The sequence below is a fragment of the Mycoplasma sp. HU2014 genome (genome assembly GCF_001199495.1).
Taxonomy (GTDB): Bacteria; Bacillota_I; Bacilli_A; order Mycoplasmatales; family Mycoplasmataceae; genus Mycoplasma.
The window spans coordinates 1-19,154 of sequence record NZ_LFYS01000041.1 but is presented as its reverse complement, the minus strand read 5'-3'; the positions used below and the strand labels follow the sequence as shown (position 1 = coordinate 19,154).

Sequence of the window (19,154 nt, the reverse complement as noted above, 5' to 3'; positions counted from 1 at the left end):
AAATTTTACTATTTATTTAAAGACTTAGAAATTGCTGGAAAAGAAAGTATTGGTAGGTATCAAAGACATTTGAGAAAAGATAATTTTGATATTTCTGAATTCAAAAAAGAAGAAGAATATTTTGGAACAATTGCTTTTGAATCAAATGTAGATTTGAGTTTAGAAGATGTATACACACTTTATGATCAAAGATGAGAGATTGAAGAAATGTTCAATTTTTACAAAAACATTTTAGAATTATCAAAAACCAGAGTTCATTCTGAAATGAAAGTTTATACAACTGAATTTATAAACTACTTATCATTAATAATTGGAACACGTGTTAAGAACCAATTTATTAAATTGGACTTGCACAAAAATTATTCTTTCAAACAAATAATAGAATATTTAAGAAGTTATAAAATGGAACAGATAAGTGGTGAAGAATGAAAGAAAAGCAAGATGTTGAAATACGTTCAAAACCTTGCTGATTTATTAAATATATAGTATTAGACTAAAACTTTTTTATTTAATTGTTATTGTAAAAATTTACAATAATATGTAAATATTTTTACATTAAATAGTAAATTTTTACATTTTTTAGTTTTTAAATGGGGGCTGATTGGTTATTTATGCATAAAAAAATAGCAACTTAAAGTTGCTATCTTATAAATCTTTTAATTAATTTTTTCCTGTTAATTTTTCAAAGTATTTATTTGCATCATCATTTATAATCTCTAAGTTTAGTTTACTTGCATTATCGATAATTAATTTTTTGAAACTACAATTTGAAATATATCTTATTCTTTTATAAGTTCTAGGTACTTTGTAATTAATATATAAATTCCCATTTGATGGATCGATAATTATTTTAGCAATATCACTATAATTTATTTTTTCACCTAGATATAAAATAGAGTCATCTGTTAATTTAATTGCAATGTTATGAACAAATGTAAATAATACTGCAATTGCAATTAATATTAATGAGAATGAAATAACATTTGTAGCTATCAAATACTTTTGAATTTTTCCAGATAAATCATTATTAGAAGTTTGATATATAATTGTACCAGCTAAAGCAAATATAAAACCTACACCTATAATTGAAAATATAATTCCAAACATAGATTTTCTAATTTTACTTGCTATTGCTTTTTGTTTTAAAAAATTATAAAGATAATACGTAATAATTCCAGATATAACCAAACTAAAACAAATTAAAAATATGGAAATAACTGATAAGTATTTTTCGCTGTCAAACATAATTATTCTCCTAGTTTAATTGAGCTGCAACTTCTTTTGCAAAGTCAACAACAACTTTTTCGATTCCTTCTCCAACTTCGTATCTAATCATTTCAACTAGATCAGTTTTGTTTTTTGATAAGAAATCTCCAACTTTAAAGCTCTCATCAACAACGAATGCTTGGTCTAATAAGCTAACTTCAGCTAAACGTTTTGATAATTTTCCGTTTAAAATGTTTTGTAAAACTTGTTCTGGTTTACCAACTAATTTAGGATCTTCTTTAGATTGTTCTTTGATAATGTGGGATTCTGCTTCTTTGAATTCAGCTGGAATTTGAGCCATACTAATGTATTTTGGAGCCATAGCTGCTACGTGCATTGAAACGTTGTAAGCATCAGCTTGATCAATGTCTCCATTAAATACTAATAATGTAGAAACACGTTTGTTTGCGTGGTTGTAAATAGCAATTTTGTTTGAACCTTTTTCAACTAATGAAAATCTTCTTAAAACAATTTTTTCACCAATTGTTGCAGTTGCTGCTACTAAACTTTGTTCAATAGTTTGTCCATCGTTCATAACACCTGCTAATCCTTCTTCAAGTGTTTTAGCATTTGAATTTAATAGAGCATCAGCGATTTGATCAACTAATATAGTGAATTTTTCGTTTTTAGCAACGAAATCAGTTTCTGAGTTAATTTCTAAAATGACTGCTTTATTTTCGTTTTCTTTTGCAAAAACAACACCTTCAGCAGCAACACGATCAGTTTTTTTAGCTGCTTTAGCTAATCCGTTTTCTCTTAATCAAACAATAGCATCATCAACAACACCATTTGTAGCTTCTAAAGCTTTTTTACAGTCCATCATTCCTGCTTGAGTGATTTCACGTAATTCTTTAATTAATTTTGCATCTACTGCCATGTTTTTTCTCCTTTATATTTATTTAATTATTTTGCTTCTTTTTCAGTTGAAACTGCTTCAACTTTTGCTTCAACATTAGCTTCAACTTTTGCTTGTCTTTCAACTCTTGGTTCTCTTTTTGGAGCAACAGTTTTTAATACTGAAGGAGTCATTTTGATTTGTGCTCCTTCTGCGTAAGCTTCAACTAAAGTATTAACAATAATGTTTACTGATTCTTGTAAATCATCGTTTCCTGGAATTGCGATTGTTACCATATCTGGATCTGCGTTTGTGTCACAAATTGCGATAACTGGAATGTTTAATTTTCTAGCTTCGTGAACAGCGATTTCATCACCTTTTGGATCAACAACAACTAATGCAGCTGGTAATTTGTGCATTTGTTTAATTCCACCTAATGCTTTTTCTAATTTAGCTTTTTCTTTTAAGATTTTAATTTGTTCTTTTTTTGGTCTTAAAGCTAAACGTCCTTTTTTCTCTTCTTCTTCGATTTCTCATAAAGCTTTAATTCTGATTAAGATAGTTTTTAAGTTAGTTAAGGTTCCACCTAATCATCTGTTGTTAATGTAGAAGTTTCCACTTCTTAAAGCAGCTTCTTTAACAGCGTTTTTACCTGAACGTTTTGTTCCAACAAATAAAACTTTTTGTTGTTTTGAACCTAAGTTTTCTAATAATTTTTGAGCAACTGCTAATTGACTTACAGTTTTTTCTAAATCAATAATGTGATTTTTGTTTTTTACTCCGTAAATAAATGGAGCCATTTTAGGGTTTCATCTTTTAGTTTGGTGACCGTATTGAACACCGGCTGCAGATAATTCTTCTCTTGTAATTTCTTTTGCCATGTTTTTATACCTTTCTTTTAAATATTTGTTAGTTCTTCAAAATAATTCGAACATTTCCCACTCTTTTTATTAAATTTGAGCACTAGGAAAATGAATCCTTATTTTTGTATTGATTAATTTTTAAAAAATATATCAACTATTTAATTCTACCATTTTTTTATGATTTTAAGAATTTTAATTTTAAATCGTAACTTTAATGATGTTTTAAATTAAAAAGAACCTTACGGTTCTTGTTATTATTCAGTTAATAATACAATTGCTTTTGTATAAATTTCTAGCATTTTTTTCAGATCTTCAATTCATACATATTCATTGTATGCATGCATTGTTGATTCTTCGATATCAAATTCAGCTCCAAAAGCTACAACGTTTGGCATTGATTTTGCATAAGTTCCACCACCAATAGCTATTGGTTTAGACTCTAAATCACCAGTAACTTCTTGATATACTTTCATTATTTTTTTAATTAAATCTGATTCTTTTGGAACATAAACACTATCTTCAATTGCTACAACTTCTGTTGAGATATTTAAATTTTCTAAATAATCAGTTAATGTTGGAATAAATATTTGTTTTGGTTCTGTAAACACTGGAACTCTGAAGTTAAAACTTGCTGTTGAAGTTTCACTTTTAATATTTATTATTCCTAAGTTTTGAGTTAATGCTCCAGTTTCATCTGTAATATCTCCAAATACATTTGATAAACTAAAATCTAAATGAACATCTTTTGCTAAAAAATCAGTTATAGGGTGATGAACATCATTTTCACACATTGCTTTTGATAATCAAGTTGCAGCATTAACTCCAACTCATGGCATACTACCATGTCCTGCTTTTCCTTGAACTACTAGTTTTTTCTTAACTACTGAATTAGAAATTTCATTCTCAGTCAATCATTGTGAAATTTCTTCTATTTTAGGACCTTTATAAGTAACAGTATCACATATTACGTTAAATGCAGATCCACCTTTGATTTCAATATCGGTTTTTACTTTTGTTTTAATATTTAAATCTACAATTCATTTTTCAGCATAAACTACTGGAAATTCTCCATCAGGAACATAACCTGCATCTCCAACACCATGATCAGCAACATATGCTTTAATTGAATCTCAAGTTGTTTCTTCAGTAAGACCAAAAATCATTCTTATTTTATATTTATCAGACTTATATCCTTGATCTTTTAAATATTTCAATGCATATAAGTTCATCATAGTAGGTCCTTTATCATCAAATGAACCTCTACCAATTAGTTTTCCATCTTGTTCAATTGGTTCAAATGGATTTGTAACTCATTGATCAATATTTCCAGGTGGAACAACATCTAAGTGACATAAAATAACAAAAGTTTTTTCTCCATCACCATAATCTAAAAATCCGTATCTATTTTGAGAATCTTTAAAAGTTTTAAAACCTAATTTATTAGCTAAATCAATAGTATATTCTAAAACTTCTTTTGTTGCTTTACCATATGGAGCATTTTCTTGTGGCTCTGTTAAAAAAGAAGGTATTGAGATAAGTTTTTTAGTTTCTTCTAAAGCTTCTGGAAAATAATTATTTATTAAATCTTTTTCATCAATTTTCATATGCTTTCTCCTTTTTATATCTCTATATAATTTTTATATCATTTTAATTGCTATTTTTAAAATAGTATAAAGATATTATTTTTATAAAATTATCAACCAATATTAGTATAACAAGTTAAAAATTTTAAAATATTAACTCTTTATCAAAAAACCAGTATTGATTTTTAAATAAACTAATAAACAATTACATATTCTTTTCTTTTGTTAGAAAGTAAAATAAAAAGCGTTTCAAAAACGCTAATTTTTAATTGTAAACTTATAAATCATTTCGTGTAATCTAGTGTATTCACCGTTTTTTACATATAACACACCTGCTATAAAGTTCTTAAAACGTTTTTTATCTTCTAGATCAAGTTTTTTTAGATCTACAAATACAACTTTATCTTTTAATAATAAATCTGTTATTTTTTGAACTTCAGAAAAACTAACAGGAGCAATTACATTAGTTTTTGCTGATATATTTTGAAAAGAAGCTAAGTTTGCATTTTCTTCAATAGATTTGATTTTATTATCAAGCTTTTCAGTATCGTTGTTTTGATTAGAATCAAAAGCTATAAATTTTAATTGTTTATTTTCACTCAAACTATTATCTGATTCATATAAATTCTGATCAAATGATGAAGTTGGGAATTCAATATTAGTAGTTACTTCTACTTTTTGATTTTTCTTTTTTTTAAATCACATATTATTCTCCTTATCTTAAGAATGTTGGGAAATCATCTTCATCATCAATTGTTGCAAAAGTTGTGCTTTGATCTTCTAAAATTTCTTCATATTCTTTTTCTTCATTTTTATCGATAATAGATTCTATGTTTGTTGATCTATAATATTCACTTGCAGGTTTTTTTGCTGGTTCATTTTGTTGATTTGGTGTAAATCCTGTGGCAATAACTGTAACAATAATTTCATCATTTTCAGTTAAGTCATCATTAATTGCCATACCAAAAATAATGTTTAAATCTTTATTATTGGTTGCTTGAGTAATTACATCAACTGCATCATAAGCATCATTTAAGCTAACTGTGCTTCCACCAGTAATATTAACAATAATATCTTGAGCACCAGAAATTGAAGCTTCTAATAATGAAGAAGACATAGCTTTTTTAGCTGCTTCAGTTGCTTTTTCTTTTCCTGATGCAATTCCTATTCCAAATAATGCATTACCTTTTTTAGTCATAACATTTTTAATATCAGCAAAATCTAAGTTAATAATTGCTGGAACTGCGATTAAATCAGTAATTGTTTGAACACCTTGTTTTAGAATAGCATCTGTTTCTTTAAATGAATCTTGAATTGGAATTCCTCCAATGAATTCTAATAATTTGTTATTAGAAATTACAATCATTGAATCAACGTGTTTTTTCAATTCTTCAAGTCCACTTGTTGCATTATTCATACGGTGTTTTCCTTCGAATAAGAATGGTTTTGTAACAACTGCTATAACTAGTGCTCCTAATTCTTGAGCAATTTTAGCAATTACAGGAGTAGCACCAGTACCTGTTCCTCCACCCATACCTGCAGCAACAAAAATTAAATCAGCACCTTGTAATATCTCTCTGATTTCTTCTTCAGTTTCTAAAGCTGCTGCTTTTCCAATTTCTGGATTTCCTCCCGCTCCTAAACCTTTAGTTGTTTGTTCTCCTAAAATAATTTTATTTGGAACTGGAGATGATTGTAAAACTTGTGCGTCTGTGTTTGCAACAAAGAATTCAACACCTTGAACATTTTCATTATACATTCTATTAATGGCGTTGTTTCCTCCTCCACCAACACCAATTACTTTAATTTTCGCAACTCGATTAAATCTATTTTCCATTTTTAAAACCTTCCTTTTCTTATAGACTGTAAAAGTATTTTCTTACTTTATATTTTATTAAATTTAAGTGCTCTTGTTTTTATTTTCAAAATATTTATCTATTATTGTGGTTGTTTATAGCGTTCTTTCGTCTTCATTTAGGTATAATTCATCAGTATTATTAGCAATATTTCTATTAGCAAATGTTGCTAGACCTATTAATGAACAAGAATCTCCACCCATAATAAAATCACCTATTCAGTTTTGACTACAAATATAATCTCTATTTGTTAAACACACTAAACTTTTGACTCCAGGGATATTTGAAATTGATCCAAAGTTATAAATATCGTATTCTTCTGAAGTTGAATCTATTATAGAATCTTTTATTTCTTGATACATTTCTATAATTTTATCATTTACTACTTTTTTTAATTTATCAGCTGTAACAATATCTAAACTTTTTGTTTTTTTATTTCATCTACTAAACACTTTAATATCATTTAAATTATCAGAACCAAAATCAATATTATTAAAAACATATTTAGAAGCTAAATTTAAATCAATATCCATAAATTGACTTACTTCATACAATATTTTTTCTACACCAAATGGTATTCTGACAATTTTACTTAAAATATTATGTTTAAATAGTCCTATTTCAATTTCATTATACCTTCAATCAACAATAACTTTTAAAGGGTTTTTATTATCTAATACCATTTCATGTAAAGCAAAAATTTTAGGTTTTGCTCATAAAACTTTTTTACCAATTTTAGTAAGAGTTTTTTCATGTGATTCATATAATGTTTTATCGATTGTAATAATCGAAGAATCTATTGTTATATCTTTTCTATTAAGATCGATATTATCTAAATTATTCAAATCAACTTTGTGATTATCAATGAGTAATTCAAATATTTTATTATCTAAAATTTTAGTGTTTGAAGATATTTTATTTGGATCATGTAATTTAGCTGATTTTTTTATAACTAAGTTTAGTGAAACTGAGTTTTTTAATTTTCACATATCTTGTTGAGTTAAATAACAATGTATAGTTTTTCTAATAATTGAAATATTGTTAGGTAAAACTAAACCTACATCTCTTAATTTTAAATTTTTAAATTTTAGTTCGATTATATTGAAATTTTGTTCTAAAAATTTACTCACAATATGTGGTTCTTTAACAAAACCTTGACTAGTTAAAATTTCAGCTCCATCACCATAATATGTATTTTCATAAACAACAACAACTTGATTTTTATAAAATCTAATTACTTCAAATTTAATTGAATGATGACGTATTTCAACAATAGGAAATAAACCGGTTTCTTTATTCATACTAACCTCTTATTTTTTTTCAATTACTCAAAGTTTAGCACTATGACTTCTTTTATTGTTTTGTAATTCTTCATTTGTTGGTTTAATAGGTTTTTTAACAATCAATCTATAATTTGAATTTGATTCGACATTAATTGGTAGACTAGATAGTATTTGTTCTTGTTTATAATTTGTAACACTATTAAATGAATTTTTAACTATTTTTTCTTCTAATGAGTGAAATGTTATTACACATATTCTTGCTTTACTGTTTAACAATTCTAACGCTTGAGTAATTGAATCTTGTAAAGCATTTAGCTCGTTATTTACATAAATTCTTAAAGCTTGAAATGATTTTTTAGCAGGATGTTTTTGTTGCTTTAACACTTTTTGAGATAATGCTTTTTTAATAACTTCAACTAATTGTAAAGTTGAAGTTATAGGTCTAGAATTAATAATTTGTTTTGCTATTTTTCTAGCATTTAACTCATCACCATATCTAAACAAAATATCTGCTATTTGATTTTCAGAATAAGTATTAACAATTTCATCGGCTGTTAATTTATTATTTTCTCGATCCATTCTCATATCCAATGGACCATCAAATCTATAACTAAATCCACGTTCAGCTATATCAAATTGAGGTGAAGATACTCCTAAATCATATAATATTCCATCAACACTAAAAACATTATTTAAAGCTAATTGCATAGAAATATTATTAAAATTAGATTCAATAATTTTAAAGTTATTTCCTATTTTTTTTAATTTATCTTCACTTTTTTCTATAGCTTGTTTGTCTTGATCAAAACAATATAACATTCCTTTGTCTGAAAGTTTTTTTAATATCTCACTAGAATGTCCTGCTCGTCCTAAAGTACAGTCAACATAAACACCATCAGGTTTAATATTTAGATATTCTATACTTTCTTTTAATAAAACCGGTATATGTTCTTGCATTAAAGACTGCCTCCCAAAACTTTTCTAGTTATTCATTTCTTAATTTTTATTATACCTAATAATGTAGGACTATTATTTATCTAAATTAATTAAAAGATTTTTTACAATATTAATATATCACTTAAAAATATAGTTTAAAAGACAACAAACATTATAAAAAAGAGATCTAATGATCTCTTAGTATTTTTATTAAGCTGAAACAACTTTAACTTCTTTTTGTTTGTAGAATCCACATTCTCTACATACACGGTGAGGTTTTATCATAGCCCCACAGTTAGTACATGACACGATAGCTGAAGAAACTAAAGCTAAATGACTTCTTCTTTTGTTTTTTGCAGATTTACTTGTCTTTCTAAATGGTACTGCCATGTTAGTACACCCCCTTATTAATTATTTTTGTCTTTATTTATAATAAATTCATCAAGTTTTTCTCATCTTGGATCAACTTTATTTTGATTTTCAGTTTCGAAATTCTCTTCACTTAATAAAGTTCATCCAAAACCGTCCTTGTTAATTATATCATTAGTTAACGATAAATTGAAAGGTAAATTTATATTTATCTGTTCAATAATATAATTAAACAAATCAAATTCATTTTTTAGAATAATATTATTAGTTGAGTCAATGTCTTTATTAAAACTATACTCATCATCTCAATCAATATAATTACTATATTTAATTTCTTTTCCAGTTCTTGCATCAATTGCTGTTAGACTAAAGTTAATAACTCCAGTTACTCTAACTGATTCAATAGATTCAATATAATCTAAATCAATATCAAAATTAACATAATCAATAGATTTTACTAATGAATTAGTACAAACTACGTTATTTAAATTATCTAAATCACCTTTTAATTCTTGGTGTTTATTTTTAGATAATTGTTGTTTTGTAAAACTTAATTTCATTATCTTATTGTTATATTTAAATTATTTAAATTATTAATAATAACTTGACATTGATCGTTGATTTCTTGTTCAGTTAATTGGTGATCTAAACCGTTGAAAGTAATTTGTAAAGTTAAAGATTTTTTATTTAATTGGTTTAATTTTTCATCAATATATTGATCGATAACTTCAACATTAGTAATATAGTTTGCACCATCTAATATTTTTTTAATAAAATCACTATATTTAGCATTATTATCTAATTCGATTGAAAAGTCACGTTTTGAACTTTGGAATTTTGATAATTCATTTATTTGAATTTGTTTATTTGATAATTCATTTAATTTATCTAAGTTAATTTCAACAACAATTGTTTTATCCATTTTTTTACTCTTCTCATAACCTGGGTTTAATCTATAAATAAATCCTAGTAATTGATCATCATATTTAACAGTTGCATTAATAAATGGATGAATTTCATCTATAACTTGATTATTAACTTGATAATCTAATTTATTTAAGTCTAAATTATAAAATCTAAAGATTGCTTCTAAAATAGATTTATTGTAGTAGAAATCAGCATTGATTTGATTATTTGATAATTTGTCTTCATAAATATTTGAAGTTGTTAAAAAGACTAAATTTCTTTGTTTAAAATTATTAAATGCATAAATATCAGCTATTTCAAATAATTTTAATTGTTTATTATTATTTACTGAATTATAAATAGCTACATCGATTAGTGATTTACTTAAATTAGTTCTATAAGTATCGCGTAATTTTGATAAAGGTTTTTCTAAAGTTATTAGATTTTTAATATCAAATAAATTTCAATGATTTGTTAAATCAAAGTTTTCTAGTGAATAAGTTTTAGTATTATTAAATCCTAATCCAATTAAATAATTAATTAATTTATTTTCTAATTTTAGATTAGTTTTTTTAGCTTTTTGTATAGTTTTAAAATAAATTGGTTGCTCAACAATATTATCATATCCATACAATCTAGCAATCTCTTCACAAATATCATTAACTGAATAAATATCAACTCGGTTAACATCAATATCAAAAGTTAAATTATTCTCATTAGAATTAACAGTAAAATCTAAAGTTTTAAATAATGATTTGATTTGTTCAATAGTTAAATTTAGTCCTAATAAATCATTAATCTTTTCTAATTCAACGTTAAATCTAGTGTTATCTGTAAATGTTTTTTTAACTTCAACAACTTGAGTTGCTTTTTGAATTAAATTGTATTTTTCTAATTCATTTGCAAAAGTTAAATTAGCTAATTCAAATAAGTTAGGATTGATTGGTTTTATATATCTTTGTAGAGCAATTGTTGAAATGTTTAATGTTTTTTGTTGGTTTCTCATAGCAACAGTATCTATATTTAACATTAAAACAATGATATTTTTAGTGTTACTATCAACTTTAAATTTATCTTCAACTTCTAAACCTATAATGTTAACTAGTTCGTTTTTTGCAGTTAATGCTAAAACTTTACTATCATCATCTCTAGTAATTTGTTTTATTTCTAAATTATTATTTTTTAACAACTTATCTTTATCAATAACTATTAAGGCTTGAGCGGTTTGAATAGCTGTTTTTAAAGCTAAATTTTCTATAATTGAATCACTAGTTTTAGTGTTATTTAATTTTAATCAAATATCATCTTTTGAATTTAATTTAACTAAATCATTTAATTGATATTCAGAAAAAGCTATAGTTTTAACTAAGTCTTTAATATCTTCATCAACTTTGATTGTTAATTTTGAATCATTTTTAACAAAGTTATTGAAGTTATTATTTAAATTATTAATTTCTAAATTAAAGTAGTTAGCAATTTCTTTTAATAATTGAAAACTAGCTAAACAATCACTTCTATTTAAAGTTAAATCAACTTCTCATATGTAATCATCCAAATTAATAAGTTGTTTTGCTGATTGAGTTGATCTAGAATTTAAATCAATATTATCTGAATTAATGTTGTAAATATTTTTAGATTCTGTTTCAGTTAAAGAACTAGTTGGGATTCCGATCTCATTTAAAGCACAAACCATTCCTTGAGAAAGATGACCTCTAATTTCTCTTTCAGTTAATGTTAATCCATTGCTAATAGTTGATCCAACCGGAGCAACAATGACATATTGATCTTTATCAATATTTTCAGCACCACATATGATATCTAATGTTTTGTTTTTACTAATTTTAATTTTGTTAGTTTTCAAATGTGTGTCTGGAACTTTGACTGATTCTTCAACATATCCTACTAACAACTCACTATTTAATGCATCAAAATCAACAGTTTGTTCAACTTCAAATCCTAAAGAGTTAAGAGCAACACTAATTTGATCATTTGAAATATCATTTAAATTTAAAAATTGTTCTAATCATTTTCTAGTAATAATCACTTTGTGTTCCTCCTATTCTGAATAAAATAAAAATTGATCTAAGAATTTAACATTGTTTTCATAAAAATCACGAATATTTGAAATACCAAATTTTAACATACAAATTCTTTCAATACCTATTCCAAAAGCTAATCCTGTTGTAGTTGTAGGATCTAATCCATTTAGTTGCATAACTTGTTGGTTAATCATTCCAGCACCTAAAATTTCAATTCATCCAGAATATTTACAAATTCCACAACCTGTTGATTTACATTTAAAACAACTTATGTCAACTTCAACACTAGGCTCGGTGAAAGGGAAATAACTAGGACGCATTCTAATTGTTACTGATTTATCAAATAATCTTTGGCACATATATTTTAAAATTCATTTTAAGTTAGCAAAACTAATTTTTTCTCCAACCATAAATCCATCAATTTGCATAAATTGGTGAGAATGAGTTGCGTCATCATCATCACGTCTATAAACATTACCATAACTAATAATTGCTAAATTTTTATCATCAGTTTTGCTTTCTGCAAGTTTAGATAACATTCTAGAAGTCATATTTGTACAATGAGTTCTTAACACTGTACTTTGATTTAAATAGAAAGTGTCTTGCATATCTCTTGCTGGATGACCTAAAGGTAAATTTAATAATTGGAAATTATAAAAATCTTCTTCAATTTCAGTACCACTAACCATTTCATAACCAATTTCAGTAAAAATATCGCTAATTTCTTCAATAACTATATTTAATGGGTGTTTTGTACCGAATTTAAAATTATTAGAATTTAAACTTACATCTATTTTTTCTTTTTCTAATTGTTCTAATAATGCTATTTTTTTAAGCTTTTCAGATTTTAATTCAATCTTAGAAATGATTACATTTCTAATTTCATTAGCTAATTTTCCTATTTCTTGTTTTTCTTCTTTGTTTATATCTTTAATTGATTTTAAAATTGAATTTAAAGGAGAATTCTTACCTAAAAATTCTTTTTTAATTTCTTCAATTGATTTTAAATCATCAGCAGTTTCTATTTTTAAATTAAAATTGTTTAAAATTTCTTGAGTTTGTTTTAACACACAATCACACACTTTCTACATAAAGACAATTAGTAATATTTTACTATTTTTTTACTGTTTTTTATATTGTTTAATATTGCAATTTTTTTATATTGTTTTAAGTTCATTTTTAATTCTAATTAATGAGTTTTGTTTTTCTTCTAAATCAATTACATAAGCATCAATTAAAAGTTTAAAAGTATAATCATTTTTTATTTTTTTACTAATAGATTTTAAAATATTAAATAAGTTTTTTTGAAAAGATATTTCCAGTTTTAAAAATTGATAATCATACATATAATCGTGATTATATTGTTTATTAAATTCAATTCAATTTTCTTTTAATGCATCACAAAATATTCATTGAATTAGACTATTATTTATAAATTCTTTTAATGTAGAATAACAATTTAATAGAAATTTATTGTATTGTATTTTACAAAATTCATCATTTTGAGTTTCAGATAAATATGTTTGACAAGCTTTATTAGTTTTATTAAATAATTCTCTTAATTGATCAATTTTATTTTCAATACTTTCAATCATTAAATATGAGAATTTTAATTTACTACTAGTTTGTAAATAAGTTATAAAATTAGGTTTTGAAATTATATTTGGATAAGGTTCAAAACTCCAATTAACAAATATATCTTTATACTTAGTTTTAATATTTTTACTAATAAATTTATTACAAAATGCATTTGAAATATTATTGTAATCTATCATATAAACTCCTTTTATAAGTATAGTTATATTTTAAATTAAAATTAACAAAAAAATATGTCAATTAATGACATACTTTTATTCAGCTTGAGTAGCTTGAGTTAATGGTGTTTTTTTAACTTGTTGATTTGAGAAGAATCAACCAATGAATAAAATAAATGCAATAATAAAGAACGTTATAAATAAATAATGAACTTCAAATGGTAAGAAAATATAAATATGTCATTTATAACTTACATAATATAAGAATGATAATCAAATAGCATTTGATAATGAATAAGCTAAAATAAATGAAATAATTGCACCTATTACATAACTTCCCATTACAATTCAGTTAACTTCAAAATCTTTATACCCTATCGCTCTTAACACTAGTATTGTTTTTTTAGATTCTCCCACAACTATATTCATAATTACTACTAAAATAATTACTAATAAAAAAGTAGTTAACACAATAAATATAGCCATAATTCGATAGATAATTTTTAATACTTTTTCAATACCTTGTTTTCCTAAACTATATGAAAGTAATTTAGAATTTAATCTTGAATTTTTACCAGGTGTTGGATTTGAAGTATTGTAAACATCAACTTGAGTATCGACATTTTTATAAAAACTAATAAAGTCATTAAATTCATCAAACATTGAACTAAATAATGATAAAAATACTGGAGTTTTATCTTTAATATCTAATGAAATATTTCTTTCTTTATATTTAAATGAATTAAAAGAATCTTCAATATTTTGTAAATCAAAATTACCATCTAATAATTTATGTCTTGATCATAATGTTGTAAAGTGTTTTGGAGTATCAGTGTCTTTATCATATAAAGTTTCTGCGAACATTTTTGAAGCAAAAACTTTATAATCTAAAACAAGATCTGGAACTTTTGAAAGTGATAGAGTGATTGATTTGTTAATACCAACAACATTTAAAACAAATTTTCTAGAAATAGAAGTTTTAGTTTCTAGTTTTATCTTACTATTAACACTATAACCATTAGATTTTGCATAATAATAAGGAATTATTGTGTTAAACATCGGTAATTTTTCACCTGTTTCAGGATCAATGTATTCTAGATTTTTTTCTGAAACTTTTCTAAATTGTTCTTCAGTAATACCATCAAAATTTAAAAATTTTCTAATATCAGCAAATCTTTTATTATTTATTTCAAATAAGTCAAGTCTTAATAGTCCTGAATCTTCTACAAATTTCGCTAATACTGATGATGCTAATAAATCGTTATTTTTATCATATAATAGTTGATTGAATGTCAAGACAGGATTGTTTAAATAATTATCTTCAAGTTTATCAAGAATTAAAGACATAAAGATTACGTTTTGACTAGCATTTGATAAATTGCTTGAACCAATTAGTGAGTTGACTGAAACAGGAAGAAGTCCTGGTTGTTTTTTAACAAGTTCTTGTATTTCTTTTACTAATGGGTTAGATCCAATACTTCAATATTGCTGATCATCTGGATCAAATTTTTTTAATAATTGATCATTTTGGTTTACATCATCTCAATATTTAGAAATTGTTTTTTCTTTTTCAGGGGTTTTTGTGTCTATTTTGTAATCATAAAACACTTTAAATAAAGCATAAGTTTGAGCTAATTTATAGACAAATGTTTTTGCAATAGAAGACATAAATAAACTATTATGTTGTCTGTTATGTATAGATTCTAATCCAACAAATGTTTTAGACATATTTTCTAAATTAGGTTCATCAAAATTAAATAATGTATCCTTATCATTTTCAAAATCACTTATTTTCTCATAAATTGGAGTATTTGTTTTAATTTTACCTAGTAGCGAAGTTCAATCATTATTTTTATTAAATAAATTAAAAGTTGAAAGTGTATTTAAGAAATATTTTTTATCTTTTAGTACTGGTTCATCTTTTTCAGAAATCATTTCTTTTTCATTATTATTTAAGAAAGGTGATAAACGCTTTTTAGCATATTCTTTTGGAAGTAATATAGATAATTTATTTTCTTCACTCTTATAAGTGTTATTTAATAGTCTAAATAATAACTCAGCTCTATATCTAGCATCGGATTGATCAGTTTGTGCATTTAATCATTCATTAACTTTTTTACCATCTAAATCATGGTATTTTAATTGCTCTCTGTTATCTGAATTATTTTTTGAAAAATCATATCTACCATCTTTTGTTGTTATATCGATATCTCTATTATTTTTTCATGTTCATTTATGATCAACATTAGATTTTATCTCTGCTAAACTTTGATTAATTGATTGAGTTAAAATAGTTTGAGCTCCAAATAATAGTGAATATGATAATGATGCAAAAACAAATAAACATTGAACTATTGTAAACTTACCGATTGAAGTTTTAATAAACGATAATCTCATTCTGTAGTTAAAACCAATATTTCTTTTAGATAACATATTAGAGAATCAACCACTTCTAATTCTTCTTTTAATTCTTTTGACATTATTCATTAATGATAAAACCGGTTCTCTTATGTATAAAATAGTTAATGCATAAGATAAAAATAAGAATACTAGTGGAATTAGCGCAAATAAATTAATAAATAAAAATGGTGAAACATAAACTCTACTAAAAACAAATGTTACTGAACTTACAAAGTTTGAAGCTAAATTAGTTTGAATAGGAATTGATAATAAATATCCTATAAAAATACCTAAAAATATTGTTATTCAAGTTTTCAAAGCAAATATTCAAGAAAGTTCTATAACTTTATATCCAAATGATTTAAATACTCCTAACTGTCTTCTAGTTTCATTCATTTCTTTTCTTAAAGCAAAGTTAATAAATATAAAAGCTAGAATCAAAACAGTAGCTCCTAAAACCATGTAAATAATAACTTGAACTCTAATTGAATTTATATCTTTTGCAACTCTAGAAAAATTTCATTCAACATAAGGTAAAAAAGATTTATCAAAAAATGTTGTTTTTTCTTTTGAGTCATTAAAAGATATTTCTTTAAAACATTCCTCAGCAGTTAAAGCTTTATTATTATTTAAGTTTTTAATTTTAAATAAAACATCATAAGATGAGTCTTTTTCAGTTGAAAAATTTCATCTAGCTTCTCTCATTTCATTTATAAAATTATCATTTGTATATCCAACTACAAAAGTTGGTTTTTCTTGGAAAAAGTCAAAAGCAGAATTTTTAGATGAAATATCATCAAAAGTTGAACCTATACCAACAACTTTGGCTTTTAATAATGTTAAATAAAATGCATCTTTTTTATCAATAAACGGCATTAAAAGATCTACTTTATTTGAAGAAGGGATCTCGAAAGAATCATTTAAATTTATGTTATTTGCTCTTGCAAAAGCTGATGATATAACTATTTCTGGACTAATTGCTTGGTTATAATCTATATCACCATTTCAATTCTCAGCAAATCTTGAACCGCTATATTTTTTCTTATCTAATTGAACCTGGTTAAAGTATGATTTAGTATTTTTAAATTGTTCAATATCAGATGTTAATTGTAATGTTTTTATTGGTAATAATTGACCAACTTGTTGTTCATTTAAAGTAAAACTTTTAGTAGTCTGAACTGAATATCTATCAGAATGTTGACTAATTATTTTATTGATTAAATAAACTCTATCATCACGATGTTTTCTAGCTAAAATATTATTTTCATATTCATCAGAAAACATATCAAATACTGGTAGATATACTTCTTTTTTGTTTTCATTTATGTTTTGAGATATTACATTAAATTTGTTTTGAATATATGCAATTAGTTGGAATATTTGTTTTTCTTTTATTAATTCTCTAATTTTAAGAATATCGTTTTTTATTTCGTTTTTATCAATTGATTTTATACCGTTTATAAGAAATAATGTATCAATTTTTGAATAACTTCTATATGCTTCAGATATAAGAAAACTTAAATCTTTACTTTCTAGTTTTAACTTATCCAAGTTAAAAGAACCTGGTTCTATTTTAGGAATACCATTTTGATCAAATTTTATTTCTAATCCATTAAAAATATTGTTTTTAACAAAATTTCGAAATAATCTATCAGCAATACTTTTTACTACATTTTTAAGGTTGAAATTAATTCTAGTATTAGCGTTTTCTATAAAAGCTGTACTTTTTAATAAAGCACCACTTCTATATTTTTGTAAATCGCTATTAATTAAATCGCTTATATAATTTGCAATAACTATATCTTTATCTGAACTTAAATCTAAAATATATCTATTATTTTCATTTTTTTTAGGTAAATCACTTTTGAAATTTTGTTCAATTTCACTGTTAATAGCTTCTATATAACGATCTGATAAAACATTATTAATATCTTTTCTATTTTCATTGTCAAATTGCTGGTTAGAATAAAAATATTTATAAGTAAATTCAGGACTATAAATCATATTTTCGCTTCTAATTAATGAATTATATGAAATATTAGTTTTTGATAATTTGTTTATTCTTGAATTCAATTGTAAAGGTGTTGATAACATACCTAGTATTACAGTTGATAACATTATAATAAAAAACAAAATACCAAAAGTAGTTACAAAGTTTTTTTGAAAGAAAGTTTTTAAATAACTTTTTATTATATTTCTCATTATTTAAAACACCTTCTTTCATATTCCCACTAATTATAATTTATCACAACTATTTTACAGATTATTATATTTTAAATTTTTAAAAATATAACAAAAAAAGAACCCTAAGGTCCTTAATTAAACTGGCAGCTTGCTATCTTCTCACTATTGCAATATTTTCACCGTAATAGAGCTTAACTTCTGTGTTCGGTATGGTAACAGGTGTGACCTCTATGCTATAACCACCAGATTAGTTTTTTGGATTGTTCTTTGAAAACTGAATACTAGCTTGAAATGTATTGTTATAAATTGCATTTTCTAAAAATTCACTCGATCTATTAGTAATGGTTAGCTTAACGCCTCACAGCGCTTACACATCCATCCTATCAACCATGTGGTCTACATGGGATCTTACATCTTACAAATGGGAAAATTCATCTTAAAGGGGGCTTCTCGCTTAGATGCCTTCAGCGATTATCCTGTCCGCACATAGCTACCCTGCTATGCCACTGGCGTGACAACAGGAGCACCAGGGGTGCGTCCATTCCGGTCCTCTCGTACTAGGAACAGCTCTCTTCAATTTTCCTACGCCCACAACAGATAGGGACCAAACTGTCTCACGACGTTCTGAACCCAGCTCGCGTACCGCTTTAATGGGCGAACAGCCCAACCCTTGGAACCGACTACAGCTCCAGGATGCGATGAGCCGACATCGAGGTGCCAAACCTCCCCGTCGATGTGAACTCTTGGGGGAGATAAGCCTGTTATCCCCGGGGTAACTTTTATCCGTTGAGCGACGGCCCTTCCACTCGGGACCGCCGGATCACTAAGTCCTACTTTCGTATCTGTTCGACTTGTAAGTCTCGCAGTTAAGCATCCTTCT

Annotated in this window: 15 protein-coding genes and 2 rRNA genes; 1 reads left to right on the top strand and 16 read right to left on the bottom strand. The window is 25.2% G+C overall.

The genetic code is table 4. The features are described from left to right. Nucleotides 1–486: transposase (locus AB668_RS02375; protein ID WP_152908031.1), on the top strand; the 486-nt coding region annotated here is incomplete at its 5' end. A gap of 174 nt (nucleotides 487–660) precedes the next feature. Here the strand turns inward: AB668_RS02375 and AB668_RS02370 are convergent. The 16 genes from AB668_RS02370 to AB668_RS02295 all read right to left on the bottom strand — a co-directional run. Next, nucleotides 661–1,245, bottom strand: a complete 585-nt coding sequence (locus AB668_RS02370; RefSeq protein WP_050517460.1) for a hypothetical protein — start codon at nucleotides 1,243–1,245, stop codon at nucleotides 661–663. 10 nt (nucleotides 1,246–1,255) lie between these two features. Next, on the bottom strand, nucleotides 1,256–2,143 hold the full coding sequence (gene tsf, locus AB668_RS02365; RefSeq protein ID WP_050517459.1) for a translation elongation factor Ts: 888 nt from the start codon (nucleotides 2,141–2,143) through the stop codon (nucleotides 1,256–1,258). Between the two features lie 26 nt (nucleotides 2,144–2,169). Next, a complete protein-coding gene (rpsB, locus tag AB668_RS02360; protein ID WP_050517461.1) occupies nucleotides 2,170–2,982 on the bottom strand; it encodes a 30S ribosomal protein S2 in 813 nt (270 codons plus the stop codon). Between the two features lie 236 nt (nucleotides 2,983–3,218). Next, entirely contained in the window at nucleotides 3,219–4,568 is a 1,350-nt protein-coding gene (locus AB668_RS02355) for a M20 family metallopeptidase (RefSeq protein WP_050517458.1), read from the bottom strand. A gap of 237 nt (nucleotides 4,569–4,805) precedes the next feature. Then, nucleotides 4,806–5,252 (bottom strand): cell division protein SepF, encoded by a 447-nt coding sequence (locus AB668_RS02350; RefSeq protein ID WP_050517457.1) that lies wholly within the window; start codon nucleotides 5,250–5,252, stop codon nucleotides 4,806–4,808. Nucleotides 5,253–5,262: 10 nt separating this feature from the next. Beyond that, the gene (ftsZ, locus tag AB668_RS02345) at nucleotides 5,263–6,384 is read right to left on the bottom strand and encodes a cell division protein FtsZ (RefSeq protein WP_050517456.1); all 1,122 of its coding nucleotides are present in this window, start codon (nucleotides 6,382–6,384) and stop codon (nucleotides 5,263–5,265) included. A gap of 114 nt (nucleotides 6,385–6,498) precedes the next feature. After that, a complete protein-coding gene (locus AB668_RS02340) occupies nucleotides 6,499–7,704 on the bottom strand; it encodes a hypothetical protein (RefSeq protein WP_050517455.1) in 1,206 nt (401 codons plus the stop codon). A gap of 9 nt (nucleotides 7,705–7,713) precedes the next feature. Next, entirely contained in the window at nucleotides 7,714–8,643 is a 930-nt protein-coding gene (rsmH, locus tag AB668_RS02335) for a 16S rRNA (cytosine(1402)-N(4))-methyltransferase RsmH (RefSeq protein WP_050517454.1), read from the bottom strand. 189 nt (nucleotides 8,644–8,832) lie between these two features. Continuing rightward, entirely contained in the window at nucleotides 8,833–9,012 is a 180-nt protein-coding gene (gene rpmF, locus AB668_RS02330) for a 50S ribosomal protein L32 (RefSeq protein WP_050517453.1), read from the bottom strand. Nucleotides 9,013–9,029: 17 nt separating this feature from the next. Beyond that, nucleotides 9,030–9,551: a hypothetical protein gene (locus tag AB668_RS02325; protein ID WP_050517452.1), complete on the bottom strand. Its 522-nt coding sequence runs from the start codon at nucleotides 9,549–9,551 to the stop codon at nucleotides 9,030–9,032. Further along, nucleotides 9,551–11,941: a phenylalanine--tRNA ligase subunit beta gene (gene pheT / locus AB668_RS02320; protein ID WP_050517451.1), complete on the bottom strand. Its 2,391-nt coding sequence runs from the start codon at nucleotides 11,939–11,941 to the stop codon at nucleotides 9,551–9,553. The genes AB668_RS02325 and pheT overlap by 1 nt, the downstream gene beginning before the upstream one ends. 12 nt (nucleotides 11,942–11,953) lie before the next feature. After that, entirely contained in the window at nucleotides 11,954–13,006 is a 1,053-nt protein-coding gene (gene pheS, locus AB668_RS02315) for a phenylalanine--tRNA ligase subunit alpha (RefSeq protein WP_050517450.1), read from the bottom strand. Between the two features lie 87 nt (nucleotides 13,007–13,093). Continuing rightward, on the bottom strand, nucleotides 13,094–13,711 hold the full coding sequence (locus tag AB668_RS02310; protein ID WP_050517449.1) for a hypothetical protein: 618 nt from the start codon (nucleotides 13,709–13,711) through the stop codon (nucleotides 13,094–13,096). A gap of 75 nt (nucleotides 13,712–13,786) precedes the next feature. Further along, complete coding sequence (locus tag AB668_RS02305; RefSeq protein WP_050517448.1) at nucleotides 13,787–18,292, bottom strand: ABC transporter permease; 4,506 nt, start codon at nucleotides 18,290–18,292, stop codon at nucleotides 13,787–13,789. A 120-nt stretch (nucleotides 18,293–18,412) separates the two neighbouring features. After that, a 5S ribosomal RNA gene (gene rrf, locus AB668_RS02300) occupies nucleotides 18,413–18,521 on the bottom strand. A gap of 67 nt (nucleotides 18,522–18,588) precedes the next feature. Beyond that, nucleotides 18,589–19,154 (bottom strand): 23S ribosomal RNA (locus AB668_RS02295); the annotation flags it as partial.